This window comes from Williamsia herbipolensis (assembly GCF_036153515.1).
In the GTDB taxonomy this organism is placed as follows: domain Bacteria; phylum Actinomycetota; class Actinomycetes; order Mycobacteriales; family Mycobacteriaceae; genus Williamsia_A; species Williamsia_A herbipolensis.
Genome location: NZ_CP108021.1, coordinates 2,628,232 through 2,653,200, shown reverse-complemented (window position 1 = coordinate 2,653,200; position 24,969 = coordinate 2,628,232). Strand labels below are relative to the sequence as shown.

Annotated in this window: 18 protein-coding genes; 12 read left to right on the top strand and 6 right to left on the bottom strand. The window is 66.2% G+C overall.

The features are described from left to right. The first annotated feature begins 109 nt into the window (after positions 1 to 109). Entirely contained in the window at positions 110 to 688 is a 579-nt protein-coding gene (locus OG579_RS11860; RefSeq protein ID WP_045820934.1) for a TerD family protein, read from the top strand. 307 nt (positions 689 to 995) lie between these two features. Here OG579_RS11860 and OG579_RS11855 read toward each other — a convergent pair whose 3' ends face one another. Genes OG579_RS11855 through OG579_RS11845 form a run of 3 tightly spaced genes read right to left on the bottom strand, consistent with a single transcriptional unit; the run spans position 996 to position 7,109 of the window. Further along, a complete protein-coding gene (locus tag OG579_RS11855; RefSeq protein ID WP_328856090.1) occupies positions 996 to 4,109 on the bottom strand; it encodes a type I restriction endonuclease subunit R in 3,114 nt (1,037 codons plus the stop codon). Between the two features lies 1 nt (position 4,110). Beyond that, positions 4,111 to 5,370: a restriction endonuclease subunit S domain-containing protein gene (locus OG579_RS11850; protein ID WP_328856089.1), complete on the bottom strand. Its 1,260-nt coding sequence runs from the start codon at positions 5,368 to 5,370 to the stop codon at positions 4,111 to 4,113. Continuing rightward, the gene (locus OG579_RS11845) at positions 5,367 to 7,109 is read right to left on the bottom strand and encodes a type I restriction-modification system subunit M (protein ID WP_328859227.1); all 1,743 of its coding nucleotides are present in this window, start codon (positions 7,107 to 7,109) and stop codon (positions 5,367 to 5,369) included. The genes OG579_RS11850 and OG579_RS11845 overlap by 4 nt, the downstream gene beginning before the upstream one ends. Positions 7,110 to 7,487: 378 nt before the next feature. On the opposite strand from OG579_RS11845, the gene OG579_RS11840 reads away from it, so the two are divergent. Beyond that, the gene (locus OG579_RS11840; RefSeq protein WP_328856088.1) at positions 7,488 to 7,952 is read left to right on the top strand and encodes a toll/interleukin-1 receptor domain-containing protein; all 465 of its coding nucleotides are present in this window, start codon (positions 7,488 to 7,490) and stop codon (positions 7,950 to 7,952) included. Between the two features lie 99 nt (positions 7,953 to 8,051). Here the strand turns inward: OG579_RS11840 and OG579_RS11835 are convergent, their stop codons facing one another. Then, the gene (locus tag OG579_RS11835) at positions 8,052 to 8,732 is read right to left on the bottom strand and encodes a response regulator transcription factor (RefSeq protein ID WP_328856087.1); all 681 of its coding nucleotides are present in this window, start codon (positions 8,730 to 8,732) and stop codon (positions 8,052 to 8,054) included. Beyond that, positions 8,729 to 9,904 (bottom strand): sensor histidine kinase, encoded by a 1,176-nt coding sequence (locus OG579_RS11830; protein ID WP_328856086.1) that lies wholly within the window; start codon positions 9,902 to 9,904, stop codon positions 8,729 to 8,731. The genes OG579_RS11835 and OG579_RS11830 overlap by 4 nt, the downstream gene beginning before the upstream one ends. A gap of 172 nt (positions 9,905 to 10,076) precedes the next feature. On the opposite strand from OG579_RS11830, the gene OG579_RS11825 reads away from it, so the two are divergent. Further along, on the top strand, positions 10,077 to 10,622 hold the full coding sequence (locus OG579_RS11825; RefSeq protein ID WP_328856085.1) for a hypothetical protein: 546 nt from the start codon (positions 10,077 to 10,079) through the stop codon (positions 10,620 to 10,622). Between the two features lie 53 nt (positions 10,623 to 10,675). Next, the gene (locus OG579_RS11820; RefSeq protein ID WP_328856084.1) at positions 10,676 to 11,164 is read left to right on the top strand and encodes a hypothetical protein; all 489 of its coding nucleotides are present in this window, start codon (positions 10,676 to 10,678) and stop codon (positions 11,162 to 11,164) included. On the opposite strand, the gene OG579_RS11815 is transcribed toward OG579_RS11820, so the two are convergent. After that, positions 11,148 to 12,173 (bottom strand): alpha/beta hydrolase, encoded by a 1,026-nt coding sequence (locus OG579_RS11815; RefSeq protein ID WP_328856083.1) that lies wholly within the window; start codon positions 12,171 to 12,173, stop codon positions 11,148 to 11,150. The genes OG579_RS11820 and OG579_RS11815 overlap by 17 nt on opposite strands. A gap of 100 nt (positions 12,174 to 12,273) precedes the next feature. On the opposite strand from OG579_RS11815, the gene OG579_RS11810 reads away from it, so the two are divergent. From OG579_RS11810 to OG579_RS11775, 8 genes are all read left to right on the top strand, one after another. Then, positions 12,274 to 13,203: an ABC transporter ATP-binding protein gene (locus OG579_RS11810; protein WP_045820938.1), complete on the top strand. Its 930-nt coding sequence runs from the start codon at positions 12,274 to 12,276 to the stop codon at positions 13,201 to 13,203. Then, on the top strand, positions 13,200 to 14,003 hold the full coding sequence (locus OG579_RS11805) for an ABC transporter permease (protein ID WP_328856082.1): 804 nt from the start codon (positions 13,200 to 13,202) through the stop codon (positions 14,001 to 14,003). Before OG579_RS11810 ends, OG579_RS11805 begins: the two co-directional genes overlap by 4 nt. A 26-nt stretch (positions 14,004 to 14,029) precedes the next feature. Further along, positions 14,030 to 15,196 (top strand): sensor histidine kinase, encoded by a 1,167-nt coding sequence (locus OG579_RS11800; RefSeq protein ID WP_328856081.1) that lies wholly within the window; start codon positions 14,030 to 14,032, stop codon positions 15,194 to 15,196. Next, positions 15,193 to 15,807 (top strand): response regulator transcription factor, encoded by a 615-nt coding sequence (locus OG579_RS11795; RefSeq protein ID WP_328856080.1) that lies wholly within the window; start codon positions 15,193 to 15,195, stop codon positions 15,805 to 15,807. Before OG579_RS11800 ends, OG579_RS11795 begins: the two co-directional genes overlap by 4 nt. Positions 15,808 to 15,916: 109 nt before the next feature. Further along, a complete protein-coding gene (locus OG579_RS11790) occupies positions 15,917 to 17,866 on the top strand; it encodes an EAL domain-containing protein (protein WP_328856079.1) in 1,950 nt (649 codons plus the stop codon). 301 nt (positions 17,867 to 18,167) lie between these two features. Next, entirely contained in the window at positions 18,168 to 22,766 is a 4,599-nt protein-coding gene (gene gltB, locus OG579_RS11785; protein WP_328856078.1) for a glutamate synthase large subunit, read from the top strand. Then, the gene (locus OG579_RS11780) at positions 22,759 to 24,225 is read left to right on the top strand and encodes a glutamate synthase subunit beta (protein ID WP_045820943.1); all 1,467 of its coding nucleotides are present in this window, start codon (positions 22,759 to 22,761) and stop codon (positions 24,223 to 24,225) included. The genes gltB and OG579_RS11780 overlap by 8 nt, the downstream gene beginning before the upstream one ends. 185 nt (positions 24,226 to 24,410) lie before the next feature. Next, positions 24,411 to 24,962, top strand: a complete 552-nt coding sequence (locus OG579_RS11775; RefSeq protein ID WP_328856077.1) for a dihydrofolate reductase family protein — start codon at positions 24,411 to 24,413, stop codon at positions 24,960 to 24,962. Positions 24,963 to 24,969 lie beyond the last annotated feature (7 nt).

Here is a 24,969-nt window from a genome sequence, read left to right as displayed (position 1 = left end):
GGTATCGGGACCCACCGACAATCGTTCCTGACCGCGCTCCGCGGAGCGCGGTCGATACCCTGGGAGAGAGCGCAGCGAGGGCGCGCTCACCGGTCGGAGGAGGTAACGGATGTCGGTGTCGTTGGCCAAGGGTGGAAACGTCTCGCTGAGCAAGCAGGCGCCTGACCTCCGTGCAGTGAGTGTCGGATTGGGATGGGACGTACGGGCCACCACCGGGGCCGACTTCGACCTCGACGCCAGTGTGCTCGCCGTCGGACCTGATCGAAAGGTGCTGTCCGACAGCTACTTCGTCTTCTACAACAACCTCACCTCACCCGACGGGGCGATCGTGCACACCGGCGACAATCTCACCGGCGAGGGTGACGGTGACGACGAGTCGGTCAATGTCGACCTCAAGGCGCTCGATCCCCGGGTCGAGTCGATGATCTTCGCGGTCACCATCCACGATGCGGACAACCGCCGACAGACCTTCGGTCAGGTGGTCAACGCCTTCATCCGCGTCGTCAACATCGACGACGGTGTGGAGCTCGCGCGCTACGACCTCAGCGAGGACGCCTCCACCGAGACGGCGATGGTCTTCGGCGAGCTGTATCGACGCAACTCCGAGTGGAAGTTTCGCGCGGTGGGCCAGGGCTACGCGAGCGGGCTGGCAGGCATCGCGCGTGACTTCGGCGTCGACGTCGACTGACGCTGCTCGACGAGCTCCGCCGCTGTTTCAGCGGGTTCAGTTCCGAGGCTCGCCCCGCGGCCCGATCACCCTGCTGGCGTGGGGGTGCAGGCTGCGGTATGCGTCGATGACGTCCTGGAGTTGATGCTCCGGACGTTCGCGCTCCCGATGACGCTTGTCCTTGATCGAATCGCGCCATTGCTGCGCGACATCGTGAATTCGCGAACGGTCGTCAGGATGTCGGGGGACGCGTAGGTCACGGGCTTGGCCTTCCGCTTCTTGCGTAAGACCTCGTCCCTCGTTCATCAGGTCGTCCCAATACTGGGGGTTACGCATTTCCGCTCTCCTCTGCGACAACTTGGTAGAACCACTTGGCAATATCGGAGATCAGGTGAGCGCGACCAGGGCTGTTGGTGAAGAAGTAGTCGCTCATCTTCTGGTGAGCGCCCTGGTTGTCGGCGACTGCCCCTGTGACGGCGTCGTCGAAGTCGGGCGACTCGGTGAACTGCTTGGGCGTGTTCACCTTTGCCTGCCGAATAAGTGACTCGTTGTCGAGGAGAGTCCGCAGAAGTGACTCGATAAACGACACCTTCTGGCCCTCGGTGAAGTCCTCGGAACCGAACAGGTCGTTGAGCCGATCGAGGACAACCTGGAACGCGACCATGGTCGGGTCGCGCTTCTCACCCGAGCCGGCCGCGGTGATCCCTTTGAGCCCTACGCGGGTGCCGAATCCGATGTCGGCGCGGCCGCGATCGACTTGCTTGACGTGCTGCAGCACCACCCCCGACAGGTCGATCGGCGCCGTGTAGTTGTCGGGCCGGATCACAGCCTCGAGCGCACGCAGGTAGATCTGCTTCTTCTCGAGCTCCGGATCGCCGTAGTCGATGATCTGCGACATGAAGTCATACAGCCGCACAAAGGATCCGACATCCTTGCGGAACATGTCGAGCTCGGCCAGCGCGGCTTTGTCACCCTCGCCGCCGTTGTGGATGAGCGCCGCCTGATACCGCTCGGCGAATCGCTTCTTGCCGGCATCGACGGCGCCGGCCAGCGAGTTGTTCCCCTTACCCTCGAGGTACCGCTTGGCGCACTCGTCAATCTCGGCCTGGGTGTAGATGGCGGCCGTGTCGAGCTTTGCCGACAGGTCATGCACCAGGTCCGGGTCGGTCTCGGTTTCGAGGAATGCGTCGGTGAAGTACGGCTCGAACGATTCTTGAATGGTGGCAGGTTCGTTGACGAAATCGACAACCTGGGTCATCGCTGCGGTCTTCGGCGTACCGTTCGGCGTCCGGTAGGTGCGGTTGAGACGCGAAAGTGTCTGGACCGCAGTGACACCCGACAGTCGGCGGTCAACGTACATCGCGCACAGCAGCGGCTGGTCGAAACCGGTCTGGAACTTGTTGGCCACGATCATGACCTTGTACTGATCTCCGGTGAATGCTCTGCGCAGGTCTCGCACGCCCGGGTTCATGGTGGCCTCGGTGAAGTCGTCGGGGCCGGACTCGGGATCCTGCACCGCTCCGGAGAACGCCGCCAGCGTGCCGTACCCATAGCCTTTCGAGGCGATGTAACCGTCGATCGCGAGCTTGAAACGGACTGCGGCCTTGCGGGAGTCGGCGACCACCATCGCTTTCGCGTGACCGTCGAGCAAGCCGCTCACGTTCGCGTGGAAATGCTCGACGATGATCGCGGCCTTCTGCGCGATGGTTTGTGGGTTCAGTTTCACCCACTTCATCACGGCCTTCGTGGCCTCGGACTGATCGACCTCGTCGCCGGTGACGGCGGCGTTCTGCCCGATCTGGAAGGCGAGCTTGAAGGAGTGGTAGCCGGTGAGGATGTCGAGGATGTAGCCCTCTTCGATGGCCTGCTTCATCGTGTAGACGTGGAACGGCGCGGGTGCCTCGTCTGGGGTTGGTCTGCGGCCGAACAGCTCGAGCGTCTTGCCCTTCGGTGTCGCGGTGAACGCGAAGTAGGAGATGTTCGCTGACGAGGCGCGTTCAGTGGCCTCGGCCGCGAGCACCGACTCGACGGATACCTCTCCGCCGTCATCGATCTCCTGCAACTCATCAGCGGTGAGAACGGCCTTGAGTTTGCCGGCGACCTGCCCGGACTGCGACGAGTGCGCTTCGTCGGCAATCACTGCGAAGGTCTTGCCTTTCAACCCCTTGTTCTTCCGGATCTCTTCCATCGCGAAGGGAAACGTCTGGATGGTGACGACGATGATCAGCTTGCCGTCGGTGAGTGCCTGCGCCAGCATCCCCGATTTCGACCCGCCGACCTTGCTGGCTGCGTCGCGGTCGATGGCGACGACGATGCCCTGATCGTTGTCGATCTGTTTGATCGCGTCCTGCAGCTGCGCATCGAGGACGTTGCGGTCGGTGACGACGATGACCGAGTCGAAGACCTTCGTGTTCTCGACCTGCAGCCTTGCCATCCGGTGTGCGGTCCAGGCTATGGAGTCGGTCTTACCCGAGCCGGCCGAATGCTGGATCAGGTAACGCTTTCCGACACCTTCGGTTGTGACAGCAGCGGTGAGTTCGCTGACTGCTTCCCACTGGTGGAACCGCGGGAACCGTAGCGACGACGTCTTGGTGGTCTTGCCGCTGATGGGGTCGGTGTTCGACTCGTGCTTGATGTACATCAGGCGGCCGAGAATGTTGAGCCAGGCGTCGCGCTGCAGCACCCGCTCCCAGAGGTACGCAGAACGCGAGCCCTGGGTGCTCACGGGGTTGCCGGCGCCGCCGTCCTCGGCTCCGCGGTTGAAGGGCAGGAAGTGGGTCTTCTCGCCTGCGAGCTTGGTGGTCATCCACACTTCGTCGTTGGAGACGGCGAAGTGAACGAGTGCGCGGGCGCCGGAGACGAACAGCGGCTGCGGGTTTCCCGTCTTCGGATCCTTCGGCAGCCGCGAGGTGCGGTACTGCGTCATCGCATCCCCGACGGTCTGCTTGAAGTCGGTTTTCAGTTCCGCGGTCGCGACGGGGAGTCCGTTGACGAAGAAGACGAGGTCGACCGAGCGGTTATCGGCAGTGGAGAAGTACACCTGCCGCATCACCCGTAGTTTCACGGCGCCGTAGCCGGCGTTGCGCTTCTCGTTCAGCGTGGTTTCCGGCCGGAACACGCACATTGAGAACTTGGCCGAGAGGTGAGAGAAGCCCTTACGCAGCAGGTTCAACGTGCCGCCGCTGTTCTCCAGTGGCGTGTCGAGAACCTTCACTATCCGGTCAAGTAGCTGATCCTGCTGTTTGACATCGTCTTTCGATCCTGGCTTGATCACTTTCTCGAGCTGATCGGGCTGGGTCTCGGCAAGCCAGGCAAGCACGTCGCCGCGGAACAGCGCACGTTCCTTGTCGTAGCCCTGCCCGTTGGGCGAGTACTCCCACCCGTGCGCAGCGAGGTATTCGGCGATCTCCTTCTCGAACTCGATCTCGTTGGTCTGCGCCATCTCACTCTACCTCGTCCCGGACGTCGATCTGACCGGTGACGGCTGCAGTGATCAGTACAGACCGCCGCTCGCGGGACAGTTTGATAATCCTCTCCGACTCCTCGATGAGTCTGTCAATCTTTGCGATCTCAACACCGAGGTATTCGACGATTCTTCTCTGCTCAGAAATCGGTGGAACTAGTACCTGCAGAAGTCGGTAATCGTCATTGTCGATCTCGGCTTGACCAATACGCACCCCCCGCGAAATAAGTCCGTATGCAGCGACATAGCGGGCCGACCGGAATAGGAAATTGAGATACCGATGGTCCTCTCTATGCGTTGGGTCGAAACAAATGTAATGGCCCGAAACAATACCTCGACGGGAAGAAATTCCTACCGATCCTTGCCATGCCTTCATCCGATTCGTGACCAGCCACCCCGGGTGCACAAGTTGATATATATTGCGATTGTCGGCGGTCCAATTAGTGTTTTTGTGTGAATTTTTGGCGACCACGCCGAGATCTCGAAATACCGAAAGCATCTCTTCATCGGGATGGCCGACGTCCTTAGTGCGATTGAACATCGTCCACAGGGGGCGAATTGACCAGTGTCGAGGTACCGCCCCCAACCAGCCAATTCCTGAGTCAACGCATTCGACATGTGGGTCCAAGCCACGAGAAGTGACGGTATCGATTACTGCTTTCTTACGTTCATCGAGACGTGCTATCAGTGACTCCTGCTCCCCAATCAGCGTGTCGACCCGCTCCGTCTCCCGGTCCAAGAAGCCGGCGATGGCTCGCTGCTCGACGAGTGGCGGGAGTAGGACAGGCATCGCCCGATACAGGTCGTTGTCGATCTCCGCTTGACCGATACGGACGCCGCGGGACTGCAGTGCGTATGCCACCGCATAAGGCGGGCTCCGGAAGAGCCAATTCAGGAACGGTCCGTGAGCGTCATGGTTCGGCGCGAAACAAATATAATGGCCCGATACGATTCCGCGGAGATCGGAGATGCCAACCGATCCCTGCCACGCCTTCATCCGGTTGGCGACAAGCCAGCCGGGGTGGACGAGCTGGTAGATATCGCGGTTTTCTGCCGTCTGATTATTGTTCGCCCGTGAGTCTTTGGCGACGACGCCGTGGTCGCGAAAGACAGAGAGCATTTGTTCTTGCGGATGACCAACGTCCTTGATGCGCTGAAACATTGACCACAATGGCTGTGTGGTCCACTCAGAAGGAATATCACCCAACCAGTCGACCCCCGAATCTACGTACGCCCTCATCGACTCCCCTCCACCTCCCGCAGCAACTCCAGGATCTTCGCGACCTGCTTCTCCAGATCTGCGTCGATTTCGGCGAGAGGCCGGGGAGGCACGTACTTGTAGAAATGGCGGGTGAAGGGAATCTCGTAGCCGACCTTGGTTTTCTTCTCGTCGATCCAGGCCTCGGGGAGGTGGGGGAGTACTTCGGCCTCGAAATAGGCCTTGATGGTCGCGGTCTTGGCCATGGCGCCGTCGGCGTTGCCGCCGTAGGTAAAGGGGATGTTCTCGGTGTCGCGCTTCTTCGGATCTGGCTTCGGGTTGCCGGAGCGATCCGTGGACACCTTGCCCGTGTCGGTGAGCAGCGGACGCTCCACGGTGACCGTCCAGTAGGCAAAGTCGTCGGCGGTGAACACCTTCGAGAAGTCGGGATCGGCCTCATCGAACTGGTCGTACAGCTCAAGGATGCGGCCACGGGCGTCGGCATCGATCTCACGGCTCTTCTTACCCAGGCTCTTGCGCATCTTGGTCCAGAACGTGGTCGCGTCGATCAGCTGGATCTTGCCTACGCGCTCCGGCTGTTTCGTGTTGTCCAACAGCCAGATGTAGGTGGCGATATCGGTGTTGAAGAACATGTTGGTCGGCAGCGCGATGATCGCCTCGACCAGATCGGACTCGAGAAGCCACTGGCGAATCATCGACGGCCCGGATTCGGCGGCGCCGTTGAACAGCGGTGAGCCGTTGAGCACAATCCCTGCGCGGCCGCCGCCCTCATGGGCCGGGCGCATCTTGCTGGCGAGGTGCGAGAGGAACAGCATCTGACCATCGCCGATCGACGGCAGGCCGTGGGAGAAGCGCGAGTTCTGAGTGAGCGCTTCCCTCTTCACGGTCTCCTGCGATGCCTTCCAGTCCACGCCGTAGGGCGGGTTGGACATACAGAAGTCGAAGGTGCGGTCGAAGAAGTGGTCCTCGGCGAGGGTGTCGCCGAGTTTGATGTTGCCGACGTCCTGACCCTTGGCGATCATGTCGGATTTGCAGATGGCGTACGACTGGTCGTTGATCTCCTGGCCGTAGAGACGCAGGCGCGCTTCCGGATTGCGCTCGATGAGTCGCTCTTCGGCCACCGAGAGCATGCCGCCGGTGCCGGCGGTGGGGTCGTAGATGGTGCGAACCGTGCCCGGCTCCATCAGCCCGATGCTGTCTTCGGCGAACAGCAGATCCACCATCAGCCTGATCGCGTCCCGCGGCGTGTAATGCTCGCCGGCCTCTTCGTTGGAGGCCTCTGCGAACTTGAAGATCAGGTGCTCGAACAGGTCGCCCATCTCGGCGTTGCTCACGGTGTCGGGATGAAGGTCGATCCCGGCGAACTGCGACGTCACCAGGTAGAGGCGATTCTTCTCGTCCAGAGTTGCGAGCTCGTTGTCGAACTTGAAGCGCTCGAAGACGTCGATGTTCGACGAGAAGCCGGTCAGGTAGTCGACGAGGTTCGCGCGAAGGCCCTCGGGGTCCTCGAGCAGGGTCGCGAACGTGAATGGGCTCGTGTTGAAGAACGCGAGACCGGTCTTGCGTTTGACCTGGACGTCCAGAGCACCGTCGGTGAACTTCTCCGCCAGGGAGGCGACCTCATCGCGTGTGGGTTCGAGGATGCAGTCGAGTCGCCGCAGGACCGTGAACGGCAGAATCACGCTCCCGTACTGATGAGGCTTGTACACACCCCGCAGCTGGTCAGCGATCCCCCACACGAAGTTGCCCAACTTGCTCAAACTCAACCCCCTCGTCCCTGCGTAGTTCAGTTTCTCCGACCGCTACAGCATGGTCTATCCCGTGATGTGAGGGGTACGAAGCGTTGTCTTCACTTCTCATGTCGAGGCCTTGTCGGTACCCGCTCCTATCCTTGCCATATGTCCAGTTGCACTGCTCCAGTTCAAGGTCACCGCTCTTCTGCTGCTGCCGAAAGGTGCCCGGCTTGCCGGGGCCGCACGCGGCGGTCCAACTCCTACTACGCGCCCCCACCACGTGCTTACAGTGGCGGCTACTCCGGTGTCGCCGCCGGATCGGGTCGCGCGTCGACGTCAGGTGGAAGCTCACGTCGTCTGCGCGGCGGACGGTCGGTTTCGTACAGCCCGACAGAGTGGCGCACGTTGGAACCCGTAGCGAGGAGTGCCGAGATCGTCGCGCGTACTCACCCCGAGCGCCGTGATCTGTTTCTCTGCCACGCCTGGGACGACCGCGAGGGTCCCGCCAAGGACCTCTGCGACCTCCTCCTTTCGCACGGTGCCACCGTGTGGTTCAGCGAGTACGACGTCTCGCTCGGTAAGTCGCTTATTCAGGAGATCGACAGGGGTCTGGCCAATTCCCGCGCAGGAATTGTCCTTGTCACCCCCGCACTTCTGCAGGGCTTGGAGTCCGCGACAGGGCTTGCCGGCAAGGAACTCTCTGCTCTCCTCGCCACCGATCGTGTAATTCCTATTGCGCACGACACTACCTTTGATGCCCTCCGGGAGATCAGTCCTCTTCTCGCGGCGCGTTCCGGCTTGACGACTGGAACGCTTTCGCTGGACGACGTCGCGCAGAAGGTTGCTGCGGCGACTGCAGCCGCCGGGTAGCTCCGCGTGTTCGCGTCGGAGCGGATGATCAGAAGAGTGCCCGCGCACGAACACGGTCGTCAGATCTTCGCGCCCGGTCTGCCGAGAGGTTGAAGTTGACTATCCGTTCGCCAACCCATGCCGGTGCGCGAAGGCGATGGCCTGGCCGCGGTCTCGGAGCGCCAACTTCGCGAACACGTTGTTGATGTGGGTCTTCACGGTGGACTCGCTGACGAACAGCGCCTTGGCGATCTCGCGATTGCTGGATCCATCGGTCATGTGCACGAGGACTTCTCGCTCGCGGGCGGTGAGTGCATCGAGTTCTGCCGGTGACGCGGTCGCCACAGACGGACCGGCGGAACGGACGGCACCGGCCAGAAGGCGTTGCTGCACAGTGCGATCGAGGACGGACTGTCCGGCGGCGGCTGCGCGGATGGCGGCGGCGATCTCGTGGCGGTTCGCATCCTTGGTGAGGTAACCGCGGGCGCCCGCGTCGAGTGCGCGGAAGATCGACTCGTCGTCGTCGAAGGTGGTGAGCACGACGACGGGTAGGTCGGGAGACGATTCGCCGATGATGCGGGTGGCCTCGGCGCCGTCCATCCCGGGCATCCGGAGATCGGTCAGCACCACATCGGGCTGATGTTCCGCCACGAGGTCGACGAGTGCGGCTCCGTCGGCCGCGGTACCCACGATCGACAGGTCGGCCACGAGGTCGAGCATCGCGGCCAGTGCGTCGCGGATGGTGGCCTGATCATCGGCGATGACGACCCGAATCGGCTGCGCGGAGTCGGCGGCGGTCACCGGGGCACCTCGATCGCGACGGTCCAGCCTGCGCCCGGATCGGCGACGGTACCGGGCCCGGCGGTGAGCGTCCCGCCGATCTCCGCGGCGCGTTCCCGCATACCGACCAGTCCCATGCCCGACCCTCCGGTGAATCGCTCTGCGTGCGTGCCCCTGCCGTTGACTACACTCACACGAAGCGCGGCGGACGTGAACTCCAGGGCCACCGTGATGGGTGCCTCGGCCGCGTGACGGCGGGCATTGGTGAGTGCCTCGCCGACGATGCGGGCGAGGTGCGCGGCTACCTCGGGTGCGGGCTCCCACGGTTCACCGTCGGTCGACACCGTCTCGCGACCTCCGGTCACCAGGGCGCGGATCGCGGTGACGAGATCACGCGACTCCTCCCGTAGGGCGTACACCGCACGTCGTGCCTCGACGAGTCCGTCGGCCACCATGCCCTGGGCCGTCTTCACAGCCTGTCGCCCCTCCTCGGCGCGACCGTCCTCGAGCAGCGCGTCGGCGAGATTGAGCTGCATGTTCACCCCAGACAACGAGTGCGCGAGGACGTCGTGGATCTCGCGTGCGACCCGGGCCCGTTCGGCCAGCACCTGCGCCCGGCTCTCCGAGGCGATCGCCCGGTCGGTCTGTTCGACCTTCTCGCGTGCCAGACGCATGGCCTCGCTGCGGTCGCGGCGCGTCATCCCGATGAGCACGGCCAACCCGACGAGCAGCGGCCAGTACGCCGTGCCGTCGACGCGGATCGACGTCGCGATGAAGGCGGTGGCGGAAGTGGTCGCGGCGATGACGATCGCCGGGACGGTGGCGAACCGGAACCCCGCGGTGCCGGCGATGATGGGGGCGAACGCGGTGACCGCGCTGGTGGGGTCGAACGCGAAGAGCAGTCCGGCGACGACACCGGCGGCCAGGGTGGCGAGAAAGCCGATCGGGCGCGGTAACAAGGCGGGATCGAGCAGACGCATCGACATCCCCAGCGTCCCCAGGACCATCAGGATCACGCCGTAGAGACCGGCGCCGGAGAACCCGAGCGGCGAGACCGTGAGCCAGGCCCACACCACCACGGCGACGTTGATCAACGGGAACAGTCGCGACACCGTCGCGTCGGTGATCCCGGTCCCCGCGAAGCCGTCGGCCGGTACCGGCGGCGCCAGTCGGGACAGGTTCGGAACGCGCATAGGTGACCACGATGCCACCGACCGTGCGTGTCCGTCCTCCACCCACGGGTGGAGACATATGTCCACCCCGCACTCCACTGTCGGGTCGATCCGCTTTCCGTTGTGGCGCAGCAGAGTTGTTCTCGAGCGACACACCGGTCGCCACGGATCGTCACCCACGAAGGAGAACACCATGTCGGACCTCAGCCAGGCAGTCGAGATCAGCGGCGGAATCTTCGCCCTCATGATGGCGACGCAGTACGGCACACGTCATTTCGGCCTGCACAAGATCGCGATGCCCGTTCTCGCGGTGGCCGGCTTCGGCTACGTCTACCTCAAGGACGCGCCGACCGACCACAACTCGATCGTCCTGTATCTCGTCGGCGCGGGTATCGGAGCGGTGTTCGGGCTCCTGGCCTACTTCGCCACGGCCATGTGGGCCGATCGCTCCACCGGCAAGATCATGACCCGCTGCACGACCGCCTTCGTCTCGGTGTGGTTGGTGGCCATGGCCGCACGGATCGGATTCGTGTGGGCCGTCTCCGACAACGCGTCCTTCCGGACCTGGGTGGGTGAGCACATGATGTCGCTGCACCTCACGTCCGACGCGATCGCCCCGTTCTTCGTGATCTGGGCACTGGTGATGGTCGTGGGCCGTGTCGTCGCCCTCACCGCCCGTTCGGCCCGGCTGCGCGCCGAGGTCCGCGCGTCGTCCACCGACTTCGCCCTCGCTCGCTGAGCGGGTAACCGGACGTCCACCGCACCGCGAACACACCATCGGAAAGGCACATCATGCTCGCCAACATCGTCATCGCCGTCGCCGTGATCGGCCTCATCCTCTACCGCCAGATGCGCCCGACACCGGTCGGCGGCTCACCCAAGACCGCGGTGATCCTCACCGTGATCGGCGCCGTCGTCGCCGTGAAGTCCCTCGACGGCACCGGGGTCGGCGCTCTCGACCTCGTCGTGCTCGGCGTGTCGACCGTCGTCGGTCTGGCCATCGCGGTGGTCCGTGGCCACACGGTGCGGATCTACCGCGATCCCGCCACGAACACCGCCTATGGCCGCGGCACCGCCCTCACCGCGGGACTGTGGCTGGCAGGCATCGCCGCCCATGTCGGGATCGACCTGCTCGCGTCGGCCGACGTCAGCGGATCGACGCTGCTGTTCTACCTCGGGTCGGTGCTGCTGGTGCAGAACCTCGTGGTGACGGCCCGCGCACGGCAAGCCGGTCTGCCCCTGGCCGAGACCGACGCGGGCAAGGTCAGCGCGAATCGGTGACGCGCGAGCGATCGAACTGATCGGACACGAAAGAGGCCGCCGCGCGCACCGCGCGAGCGGCCTCTGGTCCGAACAGGGGGAACATCTGGAACACGTGGGTCTGGTCGGGCCAGATCTGCAGCTCGCTGGAACCACCGGCGTCGGTGATGCGCCGGTGGATGTCTCGCGCGTCGTCGGCCATCACCTCCAGCGAGCCGGCCTGGATGAGGGTCGCGGGCAGATCCATGTCCGCCGAGAGGTCGATCTGCAGGCGGGGATCATCCACGGCCACATCGCCGAGATACATGCGTATCACGTTGGCGCCCAACCGCGCATCGATCAGTGGGTCGCGGTGACCGCCGCGCTGCCGGGCCAGCGAGATCTCGAAGGTCGGATCCGACAACGGCGAGAACAACACCATGGCCCGCGGCTGGCCGAGGCCGTGGGCGTGGTTGTACGCCAGCAGATCCAAGGCCATGTGGCCCCCGGCGGAATCGCCCGCGATCACGATCTGGTTCGGCGAGTATCCGCGGTCGAGCAGCCATCGGTATCCGGCGATCGCATCGTCACCGGCGGTGGGGAACCGGTACTCGGGCCCGAGGCGGTAGTCGAGACTGAAGGCCGGCATACCGGTGAGCGTCGACAACCGCGACACCAGACCGCGATGGGTACGCGGAGAGCACACCACGAACCCGCTGCCGTGCAGGTAGTAGATGATCGTGGCGCTCGGCCCCACACCGCGCCCGTGGACCCACTCGCCGCGGACGCCGCGTCGCTCGTGCACCGGGCTGATCGTTGTCCCGCGGGGGACCGGACTCAACGCCACGATGGTGCGGTTCACCACCGGCCGTGCCCGTCGGATCATCGTCGGGGTCGGGGAGTTGACCGCGTCGGTCGAGCGGAGCCCGAATCCCGAGATCAGGGCGGGCAGCGTGCGCTGCATCGAGGAATTGAGCGACCGGGACCGCCTCGAGCCGCGGGGCGTGTGCCAGGGCTGCACGGGATCACCGATGTCGTTGGACGCGACCATCAACCGACCATAACCCCGATTATCGAGATGACATCTGTCATTCGAGATCCGTGACATCCGATCCCGGTGCGAGGCCCTTGGCGACGGCATCGTCATCGGCATGAACATCCCACTCGCTCTCCACACCGAAGGACTGACGAAGTCGTTCCGCGGACCACGGTCGCAGACCGTGCGTGCCGTCGACGGCGTCGACCTGTCCATCCGCCAAGGCGAGGTCGTCGCCTTCCTGGGCCCCAACGGCGCAGGCAAGACCACGACCCTCGACATGATCCTCGGACTCACCCGACCCGATTCGGGCACGGTCGAGTTGTTCGGCACCACGCCCGACGCCGCGACCGCATCGGGGCGGATCGCCGCGGTGACCCAGACCGGCGGGCTGCTGCCCGACTTCACCGTCGCCGAGACGGTCCGCATCGTCGCCTCGACCTTCGGCGTGCGTGATGTCGACGACGTGATGGACCGGGCGTCGATCACCGACATCGCCGGCCGCAAGGTGTCGAAGTGCTCCGGCGGCGAGCAGCAGCGCCTGAAGTTCGCGCTCGCGCTGCTTCCCGATCCCGACCTCATCGTGCTCGACGAGCCCACCGCCGGGATGGACGTCGAGTCCCGACGTGCGTTCTGGGCGACGATGCGCGCCGACGCCGGACAGGGACGCACCGTCCTGTTCGCCACGCACTACCTCGAGGAGGCCGACGACTTCGCCGACCGCATCGTGATGATCGCCGGCGGCAGGGTCGTCGCCGACGGCTCGACCGCGGCCATCCGCGCGCAGTCCTCGGGCCGCGTGGTCTCGGCGGTCGTCGATCCCGCCCGCATCGGCTGGATCACCGACAACGCGCCCGGTGTCACCGCCAGCGAGGTCCGCGGCGGTCGACTCCACCTGTCCACCAGCGATTCCGATGCCGTCGCACGGTTCCTGTTCACCGCCACCGACGCCCACGACCTCGAGATCGTCGCCCACGACCTCGAGGATGCGTTCGTCGCCCTCACCGCCCCCACCACCCAGAGCACCCCGGAGACGATCAGATGAGCACCCTCACCCCGACTGCACCCTCCACCGGCGGCGGCCCGCTACGCGGCTTCTCGCCCGCCTATGTCCGCCTCGACGTCCGACGCGTGCTGCGCAACCGGCGGGCGATGATCTTCACCCTCGCCATGCCCACGCTCCTCTACATCGTGTTCGGCGCGACCCAGAAGTACGGCGGCGACGACAGGATCGGCCACGCCAACACCGCCGCCTACGTGATGGTGCACATGGCCGTCTACGGCGCGATCCTCGCGACCACCACCAACGCCGCGTCGGTCGCCCTCGAACAGCAGGCCGGATGGACGCGAACCCTGCGACTGACGCCGCTGACGTCGTTGGGATACGTCGTGACCAAGGCCCTCGTCGCCCTCACCATGGCGGCCCTGCCGCTGATCCTGCTGTCGATCGTCGGTGTGTTCACGGGTGCCCGCGCGCCGGTGGCCATCTGGATCGGCTCGGTGCTGCTCGGCTGGATCGGTGCCTCGGTGTTCGCCGCCTTCGGCATGGCGATGGGCAGCGCCCTCAAATCGGAGGCCGCGATGCAGGTCAGCGGCGGTGTCCTCACTCTGCTGGCCTTCGCCGGCAACCTGTTCGTGCCGCTCAAGGGCGCGATGCTGACCTTCTCCATGTTCACCCCGATGTTCGGCATCAACACGCTGGCCAACTACCCGATGACCGGAGGCGACACCGTCTACGGCGACCACATCGCGCTCTGGATCAGCCTGCTGAACATCGTGGTGTGGGCGTCGATCTTCACCGCGGCCGCCGTGTGGTTCTACAACCGCAGCACCGATCGTCAATGACGCCGCTCGCGCTTAGAGTCGACCCCGTGAGCACGGCGTCTCCCGAGTCAGCGACCACCGAGCCCACCGCGCCACGCCGGCGCGGTGGGTTGCGGGGGTGGGTCCGCGGACGGGGACGCGACGACCTGCGATGGGCGTTCCCGGCGATCTGGCTGATCTTCCTCGGCTATCCGATCGCCTCCCTGCTCGCCGCCGACGAGACCGCGACACGCACCGCGATCGGCATGGCCCTCATCGCCGCGTTCGCCGTGACCTACGTCCTGGCGTGTGTCCACGTGATCCCGATGCGCCACGACAACCCCGACCCGGCGATCGCGCTGCGGTATTTCACGGCGCTGAGCGCGATCACGGTCGCGACCACGCCGATCCTCGCCAACGGCAGCCTCGCTTTCGGACCGTTCCTCATCGCCATCACGGTGTTCGGGTTGTCGCAACGTATGGGCTTCGTGGTCACCGGCATCGTGATCGGCCTCGCCGTCCTCGGACCGGAGTTCATCCCCGGTTGGGATTTCGACCCGGGAACGGTCATCGCGCTCATCGTGTCGGGTGGGGCGATGATCGCGGCCCGCAATCTGCAACTGCGCGAACGGGAACGCGAGGCTGCCGAGGAACGGCAACGCGAGCTCGACGAGCAACTGGCCGTGGTCGCCGAACGTGAACGGGTCGCGCGCGATGTCCACGACATCCTGGGGCACTCTCTGACGGTCATGACCCTGAAGTCGGAGCTGGCCGGGCGCCTCGTCGACATCGACCCCGAGCGTGCGAAAGCCGAATTGGCCGAGCTGCACTCGATGTCGCGCCAGGCGCTGGCCGAGGTGCGGGCGACCGTGGGCGGATTGCGGACACCCGACCTGCGCACCGAACTGGCCTCCGCGCGCACCGCGTTGACCGCGGCCGCCATCGTCGCCGACCTACCGCAGGCGCCGGAGGATCTGGCCCCGTCGCGCTCGGCGCTGTTCGCCTGGGTGCTGCGGGAGTCGGTGACGAACGTGGTGCGCCACAGCGGAGCCGCCCGGTGCAGCGTCTCGGTCGAGGCCGACCGCCTCGAGGTTGTCGACGACGGCTGCGGCATCCCCGACCACGCCTTCGGCAACGGCTTGCGAGGACTCACCGAGCGTGTCGAGGCCGCCGGCGGCGACCTGTACGTGCGTGCGACTTCCGGCGGGACCGCGGTGGAGGTGATCCTCGCGTGAGTGGACCGATCCGCCTGCTCCTCGCCGACGACCAGGCGCTGGTGCGGGGCGCCCTCGCGGCGCTGCTCGATCTCGAGAACGACATCACCGTGGTGGCGCAGGTGGGCCGGGGAGACGAGGTGGTCGACGCCGCGCGGGCGGCCGCCGCCGACGTGTGCCTGCTCGACATCGAGATGCCCGGCGCCGACGGCATCGAGGCCGCTGCACGGGTCAAGGCCGAACTCCCGCAGACCCGTTCGTTGATCGTCACGACATTCGGTCGCCCCGGGTACCTGCGGCGCGCGGTCGAGGCAGGTGCTTCCGGGTTCGTCGTGAAGGACACGCCCGCAAGCGAACTCGCCGACGCGGTGCGACGCGTGCACGCCGGTCTGCGGGTGATCGACCCGACGCTGGCCACCGAGAGCCTCACCGACGGAGACAGTCCGTTGACCGAACGGGAACGTGACGTGTTGCGCGCGGCTCTCGACGGGGCGACCGTCGCCGCCATCGCCGGCCAGGTGCATCTCACGCCGGGGACGGTGCGCAACTATCTGTCGAGCGCCATCGGCAAGACCGGCGCATCCACGCGGGCCGAGGCCGCCGTCACCGCCCGGCGTCGCGGCTGGTTGTAGACCCGCTGTTCTGTCACATCGCGGTTCGCGGTCCGGTGTGTGGTTCGTCGGGCTACGCTTTCCGAAACTGAGTGGGGTAAAAGAGCTGCCTCGCCTGGGGGGAACAACGATGTCGACCGACGCCGCGCGATCTCTCCACGACCTGCTGGGTCCGTCGGGTCGGGTGCGGTCGGTCTATCAACCGATCCTCGACCTGCAGACCCGTGTCGTCGTGGGGTACGAGGCTCTCGCCCGCTTCCCGGGGACTCCCGAACTCGGTCCGGCCGAGATGTTCACCGCCGCCCGCGACATGGGCGTTCTCGGCGATCTCGACTGGGAGTGCCGCCGCGCCGCGATGACCGGAGCGCTCCACGCGGGTGTCCGCGGCCCGCTGCACCTGTTCATCAACCTCGAACCCAGCGTCCTGGGCACGCCCCCACCGTGGAGGGTCGACCCCCGCGAGGTGTCGGAGGCGGTGGGCATCGTCCCGACCGTGATCGAGCTGACCGAGCGGGCCCTGTTGACCGATCCGCGCTCGGTGTTGTGGGCCGCCGACTGGGCCAGGGAACGCTCGTGTCTCGTCGCTCTGGACGACGTCGGGGTCAATCCGGACTCGGTGGCGATGCTCTCGGTCATCCGACCGGACATCATCAAGCTCGACCGGGTGATGCTAGGCCCTGAGTTCACCTCCGAACACCGCCGCACCCTGCGCGCGGTGTGGGACCACGTCAGCGACAGTGACTGCCGGATCCTCTGTGAGGGAATCGAATCCGACGACGACCTCGATCATGCGCGAGCGTTGGGTGCGACCCTGGTGCAGGGCTACCACCTGGGCATGCCGGGCCCGCTGGAGATCACCGCCGACATCCTCGACGCCGCGAGCGGGTCGACCGTGTTGGCCATCGAGCCCGAGGCGCCGTCGGTGATCCCCTCGGTCCCGGCGGATCTGCTGCGACGGGTGCCGACGCGCACCTCGCCACTGCGTCAGATCGCCACTCTGGGATCGGGTTTCGAGGAGGCTGCCGCCCGCGACGGCACCATCGGGCTGATCCTGCTCTCGATCCATCTGCCCGAGTTGTTCACCTCCACCGCCGCCGCGAGGTTCGCCGAGCTCGCGGAGTCGAACACCCTCGTGGGGGTGGTGGGGGTGGGCACCGCCCTGCCGGAGGGCGTCCGCGGCGCCCACATCCAACCGTTGCGCGAGCACGTCGCGCTCGCCGTGGTCGACCCCGACGGGTCCACCGCCGTCGTCGCCCGCAACCTCGGCGACACCGGGCCGGTCGGGGACCGCCGCTACGAGTGGGCCATCACCCATGACGAACGCGAGGTGGCCGGCATCGCCCGTGCCCTGCTGCGCCGGCTGGCCCCGCTCCCGTCGACCGACGTCGCACAGGGACACCGCATCGCCGCCCACGCCACGTCGGGTGACCACCGCGCTCTCCTGTCGGAGCTGGCGCAGACGGCGGCACGGGCCGTGCCCGGTGCCGAGAGCGTCGGGCTGTCGCTGGTGTCGCGCGACCAGGGACTGACCACGATCGCCGCCAACGACCAGTACCCGGTGCTGCTCGATCAGCTCCAACAGCTCTACGGGGTGGGGCCCAGTCTCGAACCGAGCGACGACGACACCGTGATCCACATCTCCGACCTCGCCTCCGACGAACGGTGGCCGGAGTACAGCCGCGTCATCAACTCCGCGGCACCGATCGGCACCGTGCTGTCGTTCCGCCTGTTCACCGGTCTCGACACCTCCGGCTTCATCACGTTCTACGCCCAGGAGTCCCATGCCCTCGATCCGAGTGCGGTCGAGGTCGCCCACGAGCTCGCCCGCCACACCCAGCAGTACTGGATCTCACTGCGTGCGTTGACCGCTCGTGACGCCCCGACCCCGATCCCGCGGGGTCGCCTGGCGGCGGCCATCGACGACGCGGTCGGCGGACCGGAGGCGCCGGCGAGCCACACCGCCGCACCCGACACCGGTCGCATGGGCCGGGTGCGCGAGGTCTTCGACCGGGCCGTGCGGGAAGGCCGTCCGGTCGCGGCGGTCGCGACCGAGGGATCGTGCGGGGCCACGGGGACATGACCACCGCGGTCAGTGGTGGTGGGCGATTTCTGTGGTAGCCGCCTTCCGTGAGAAAATTGTCCGATGATCACGTGCAGGGCGACCCCTTGCCGGGGTCGACGACGCCACGTCCGGTGACGGGCTGGCGTGCACCGTTGAAGCAATGGGGCTGCAACGTTGGGTGCGGATACCGTGGGCCGGGGCGTAAGCGCTGGTCAGAGCCGTGATTAGGTTGTCCTCATAAGGGTTTGCCGAGCGGTGGTGCCGTAATCTGGGAAGCAGTGAGGCGTTCTCGCGTTACGCGATGTAAGGGCGAACAACAATGAAGCAGGCACCCGGCCCCCAGGGCCTTTACCACCCGGTCAACGAGCACGACTCGTGCGGCGTCGCCTTCGTGGTCGACATGCACGGCCGCCGTTCGCGCGACATCGTCGACAAGGCGATCACGGCGCTGGTCAACCTCGAACACCGCGGTGCCGCGGGTGCCGAGCCGAACACCGGCGACGGCGCGGGCATCATGATCCAGGTCCCCGACGCGTTCCTGCGCGCGGTCACCGATTTCGAACTCCCCGCCGAGGGTGAGTACGCGACCGGCATGGCGTTCCTGCCGCAGGGCTCCGGCGATGCCCGGACGGCGTGCGAGTCGGTCGAGAAGATCACCGAGTCCGAGGGCCTCACCGTTCTCGGATGGCGCGAGGTCCCCACCGACGACACCTCGCTCGGCGCCCTCGCCCGCGACGCGATGCCGACCTTCCGTCAGATCTTCGTCGGCGGTGCCTCGGGCGACGAGCTCGAGCGGCGCGCCTTCGTGGTGCGCAAGCGCGTCGAGACCGAGCTGGGCAGCAAGGGTGCCGGCCAGGACGGACCCGGACGCGAGACCGTCTACTTCCCGAGCCTGTCGGGTCGCACCTTCGTCTACAAGGGCATGCTGACCACCCCGCAGCTCCGTGGCTTCTACCTCGACCTGCAGGACGATCGGGTGGAAAGCGCTCTGGGGCTGGTGCACTCACGCTTCTCCACCAACACGTTCCCCTCGTGGCCGCTGGCACACCCCTTCCGCCGTATCGCCCACAACGGTGAGATCAACACCGTCACCGGCAACGAGAACTGGATGCGCGCTCGCGAGGCGCTGATCGACACCAGCGTGTTCGGCGACTCGGTGGCCGAGAAGATCTTCCCGGTGTGTACCGAGGGAGCCTCGGACACCGCGCGTTTCGACGAGGTGCTCGAGCTGCTCCACCTCGGTGGCCGATCGCTGCCGCACTCGGTGCTGATGATGATCCCGGAGGCGTGGGAACGTCACGAGAGCATGAAGCCCGAGCACCGGGCGTTCTACGAGTACCACTCGACGCTGATGGAGGCCTGGGACGGCCCGGCGTCGGTGTGCTTCACCGACGGCACGGTGATCGGTGCGGTGCTCGACCGTAACGGCCTGCGCCCCAGCCGGATCTGGGTCACCAAGGACGGTCTGGTCGTGATGGCGTCGGAGGTCGGTGTCCTCGACATCGATCCCGCCGACGTCGTGCAGAAGCTGCGTCTGCAGCCCGGCCGCATGTTCCTCGTCGACACCGATCAGGGCCGCATCGTCGACGACGCCGAGATCAAGGACGAACTGGCGTCGCTGCACCCGTACCAGGAGTGGCTCGACAAGGGCTTCCTGCGACTCGGCGACCTGCCCGACCGCCCGCACACCCACATGCCCCACGATCGGGTTCGACTGCGCCAGCAGGTGTTCGGCTACACCAGCGAGGAGCTCAGCCTCCTGGTGACGCCGATGGCGGCCAGCGGGGCGGAGGCCATCGGCTCGATGGGCACCGACACCCCCATCGCCGTGCTGTCGCTGCGGCCCCGCACATTGTTCGACTACTTCCAGCAGCGCTTCGCCCAGGTCACCAACCCGCCGCTCGACGCGATCCGCGAAGAGGTCGTCACCAGCATCGGCGTGACCATCGGCAAGGAGGGCGACCTGCTGAACCCGACGGCCGACTCGTGCCGTCAGATCGCGCTGCCCCAGCCCATCCTCGACAACGATGCGTTGGCCAAGTTGGTCCGCATCAACGACGACGGCAACTACCCCGACTTCCGCAGCGTGCAGATCCGTGGTCTGTACCCGGTCGCCGAGGGCGGCGAGGGCATGCGCCAGGCGCTCGAGGACGTGCGTCGCCAGGTGTCCGAGGCGATCGCCGACGGTGTGCGGTTGATCGTGTTGTCCGACAGGGAATCCGACGAGAAGCTCGCCCCGATCCCGTCGCTGCTGCTGACCTCGGCGGTGCACCACCACCTCGTGCGCGAGAAGACCCGCACCCAGGTCGGGCTGCTCGTGGAGGCCGGTGACGCCCGCGAGGTGCACCACATGGCGTGCCTCGTCGGTTTCGGCGCCGCGGCCATCAACCCCTACATGGCACTCGAGTCGATCGAGGACATGGCCGAGCGGGGTGTGCTGAAGGACGCGAAGGGTGAGCCCCTCGACTTCGTCACCGCGCAGGCCAATTACGTCAAGGCCGCGGGCAAGGGTGTGCTCAAGGTGATGAGCAAGATGGGCATCTCCACTCTCGCCTCGTACACCGGTGCGCAGCTGTTCCAGGTCATCGGTATCGGCCAGGAGACGGTCGACGAGTACTTCACCGGCCTGCTCAGCCACCTCGACGGCGTCGGTCTCGACCAGATCGCCGCCGATGTCGCCGCGCGTCACGCGCTGGCGTTCGAGGCCCGTCCCGAGGAGCGCGCGCACCGCGAACTCGAGGTCGGCGGCGAATACCAGTGGCGTCGTGAGGGCGAGTACCACCTGTTCAATCCGGACACGGTGTTCAAGCTCCAGCACTCGACCCGCACCGGTCAGTACTCGGTGTTCAAGGAGTACACGAAGCTCGTCGACGACCAGTCACGCAAGATCGCCTCTCTGCGTGGACTGTTCGACTTCAACTTCGGTGACCGTGACCCCATCCCGATCGACAAGGTGGAGCCCGCGAGCGAGATCGTGAAGCGGTTCTCGACGGGCGCGATGAGCTACGGCTCGATCTCCGGTGAGGCCCACGAGACGCTGGCCATCGCCATGAACCGTCTCGGCGGCCGCTCGAACTCCGGTGAGGGCGGTGAGAGCGTCGACCGCTTCGAACCCGACGAGAACGGCGACTGGCGGCGCAGTGCGATCAAGCAGGTCGCCTCGGGTCGCTTCGGCGTCACCTCGCACTACCTGACCAACTGCACCGACATCCAGATCAAGATGGCGCAGGGCGCCAAGCCCGGCGAGGGTGGCCAGCTGCCGCCGCACAAGGTGTACCCCTGGGTCGCCGAGGTCCGCGGCTCCACTCCCGGCGTCGGACTGATCTCGCCGCCGCCGCACCACGACATCTACTCGATCGAGGATCTCGCCCAGCTGATCCACGACCTGAAGAACGCCAACCCGGCCGCGCGTATCCACGTGAAGCTGGTGTCGGAGGTCGGTGTCGGCACCGTCGCCGCGGGTGTGTCGAAGGCGCACGCCGACGTGGTGCTCATCTCCGGGCACGACGGTGGCACCGGTGCCACCCCGTTGACATCGGAGAAGCACGCCGGCGCACCGTGGGAGCTCGGCCTCGCCGAGACCCAGCAGACGTTGCTGCTCAACGGTCTCCGCGATCGCATCGTGGTCCAGGTCGACGGTCAGCTCAAGACCGGCCGTGATGTCGTCGTCGCCGCACTGCTCGGTGGCGAGGAGTTCGGGTTCGCCACGGCGCCACTGGTGGTGTCGGGCTGCATCATGATGCGTGTCTGCCACCTCGACACCTGCCCCGTGGGTGTCGCGACGCAGAACCCCCTGCTGCGGCAGCGGTTCACCGGTAAGCCCGAATTCGTCGAGAACTTCTTCATGTTCATCGCCGAGGAGGTGCGTGAGCTGTTGGCGCGCCTGGGCTTCCGCACGCTGCAGGAGGCGGTCGGCCAGGTCAAGGCCCTCGACACCACCAAGGCGCTCGCACACTGGAAGGGCGCTAAGGCCGGCAAGCTCGACCTCTCGCCGATCCTGGCCGAGGCCGACTCGCCGTTCATGAACCAGGACCTCTACTGCTCGGGCAGCCAGGATCACGCGCTCGACAAGGCGCTCGATCAGCAGCTCATCGCGCAGAGCCGTCCGGCGATCGACAAGGGTGAGCGCGTCTCGTTCACCTCGGCGATCTCGAACGTCAACCGCACGGTCGGCACCATGCTGGGCCACGAGGTGACGAAGGTGTATGGCGCCACCGGACTTCCCGAGGGAACGGTGATCATCGACTTCACCGGGTCGGCGGGCAACAGCTTCGGTGCGTTCCTGCCCAAGGGCATCACCTTGCGTCTCGAGGGCGACGCGAACGACTTCGTCGGCAAGGGTCTCTCGGGTGGACGCATCGTGGTGCATCCCTCGAAGGTCGCGCCGGAGAGTTTCGTCGCCGAGGAGAACATCATCGCGGGCAACGTGATCGGGTTCGGCGCCACCGGCGGCGAGATCCTGCTGCGCGGCGTGGTGGGCGAGCGGTTCTGCGTCCGCAACTCCGGTGCCGTCGCGGTGGTCGAGGGTGTGGGTGACCACGGTTGTGAGTACATGACCGGTGGACGGGTGGTCGTCCTCGGCGACACCGGGCGCAACTTCGCGGCCGGCATGTCCGGTGGTGTCGCCTACGTCTACGACCCGTTCGGCAAGCTCCCCGACAACCTCAACACCGAGCTCGTGGAGCCCGAGGCGCTCGAGGACGACGACGTGGAGTTCCTGCACGGGATCATCGAGAAGCACCGCAGCGAGACCGATTCCCCGGTGGCCGCAGCCATTCTGGCCGACTGGGACAACACGCAGGGCAAGTTCACGAAGGTGATGCCCCGGGACTTCAAGCGGGTTCTGGCGGCCATCGCCGACGCCGAGAAGGCCGGGCGTGACGTGGACGAGGCGATCATGGAGGCAGCTCGTGGGTGATCAAAAGGGTTTCATCAAGTACACCGAACGTGAGCTCCCGGCACGTCGGCCGGTCGATCTGCGGCTGATGGACTGGAAAGAGGTCTACGCCGAGTACGACCACGAGACGCTGCAGCGCCAGGCCAGCCGGTGTATGGACTGCGGTATCCCGTTCTGCCACAACGGCTGCCCGCTGGGCAACCTGATCCCGGAGTGGAACGACCTCGTCTACAAGGGGCAGTGGGAGGACGGCATCGACCGTCTGCACGCCACCAACAACTTCCCGGAGTTCACCGGTCGGTTGTGTCCCGCGCCGTGCGAGGCGTCGTGTGTGCTGGGCATCAACCAGCCCGCCGTGACGATCAAGCAGGTCGAGGTGGAGTTGATCAACAACGCCTTCGACAACGGCTGGGTCAAGCCCGTGATGCCGACCAAGGAGACCGGTAAGACGGTCGCCGTCGTCGGTTCGGGTCCCGCGGGACTCGCTGCGGCACAGCAGCTCACCCGCGCCGGTCACACCGTGACGGTGCTCGAGCGTGCCGATCGGATTGGCGGACTGCTGCGCTACGGCATCCCCGAGTTCAAGATGGAGAAGCGCCACATCGACCGTCGCGTCGAGCAGATGGAGGCCGAGGGAACCACGTTCCGCACCGGCGTCAACGTCGGCGTCGACCTCTCGGTCGAGGAGCTCCGGTCGTCCTACGACGCGGTGATCCTCGCCAACGGCGCCACCAGCTGGCGCGACCTGCCGATCCCCGGCCGCGAGCTCGAGGGCATCTACCAGGCCATGGAGTTCCTGCCGTGGGCCAACAAGGTGCAGCTCGGCGACGACGTCGTCGGCGAGGACGGTCAGCCGCCGATCACCGCCAAGGGCAAGAAGGTCGTCATCATCGGCGGTGGTGACACCGGTGCGGACTGCCTCGGCACCTCGCTGCGTCAGGGTGCCGAGATCGTCCACCAGTTCGAGATCATGCCGCGGCCGCCGGACGAGCGCGCCGAGAGCACCCCGTGGCCGACCTACCCGCTCATGTTCCGCGTGTCCTCGGCCCACGAGGAGGGCGGCGAGCGCGTGTTCTCGGTCAACACCGAGAAGTTCACCGGCGAGAACGGCAAGGTCACCTCGCTCTCGGCTCACGAGGTCGTGATGAGCGGCGGCAAGTTCGAGAAGGTCGAGGGTTCGGAGTTCGAGCTCGAGTGCGATCTCGTCCTGCTGGCCATGGGCTTCGTCGGTCCCGAGCGCGAGGACTTCCTCGACAAGCTCGGCGTCGAGTACAACGGCCGCGGAAACGTGGTGCGCGACGACGACTTCCAGTCGACCGTGCCCGGCGTCTTCGTCGCCGGTGACGCCGGTCGTGGACAGTCGCTCATCGTGTGGGCCATCGCCGAGGGGCGCTCCGCCGCCGCCGGCGCCGACCGCTACCTCACGCAGGAGACCTACCTCCCCGCGCCGATTCACCCCACGCAGGCACCTCAGCGCTGACCTGAACTGCTCCGCCACAACGCCCCCCGTCGATCGCGACGGGGGGCGTTGTGCGTTCTGGATGGCCGACGGTAGCCGGTGCCCCGATGAGTTCCGTCCGATGACGGAGTCTGTATTCAGGACAGCGAAAGATCGCGCCGGTCGTGCCTCCGTGCCGAGCGGCGGCACCACCGAGAGGAATGGACGTGCGAGACCTCGTCATCACCCAGAACATCACCGTCGACGGCGTCGTCGAGGCCACCGACGACTGGTTCACCAACGCCGGATCCGATCCCGCAGCCGATGCAGTTCTGGCCCGTCAGCGCGACGCCTCCGACGGGTTCCTCGTCGGCCGCGATACCTTCGTCGGGATGCGGGACTACTGGGGTCCGCGCGCCGACGACACGACGGGTGTGACCGCACACCTGAACCAGGTCGCGAAGTACGTCGTGTCGTCGACGATCACCGAGCCGGGGTGGGCGAACACCGAGGTGCTCTCGGGGGATCTGCGCAGCGGAGTCGAGGAGATCAAGCAGCGGGCGGGTGGCGACATCGTGTGCACCGGGAGCATCGGCCTCTGTCACGCGTTGATCGCACTCGGGCTGGTCGACGAGTTCCGGCTGTTCGTCTACCCGTTCCTCCGGGGTCGAGGTCGCCGACTCTTCGAGGACGCGCCGCCCGTGCCTCTCGCGCTGGAGGAGTCGACAGCGTTCCCGTCGGGGATCACGATGACGCGATACCGGCCGCGGCCGGTCTGACCGCGGC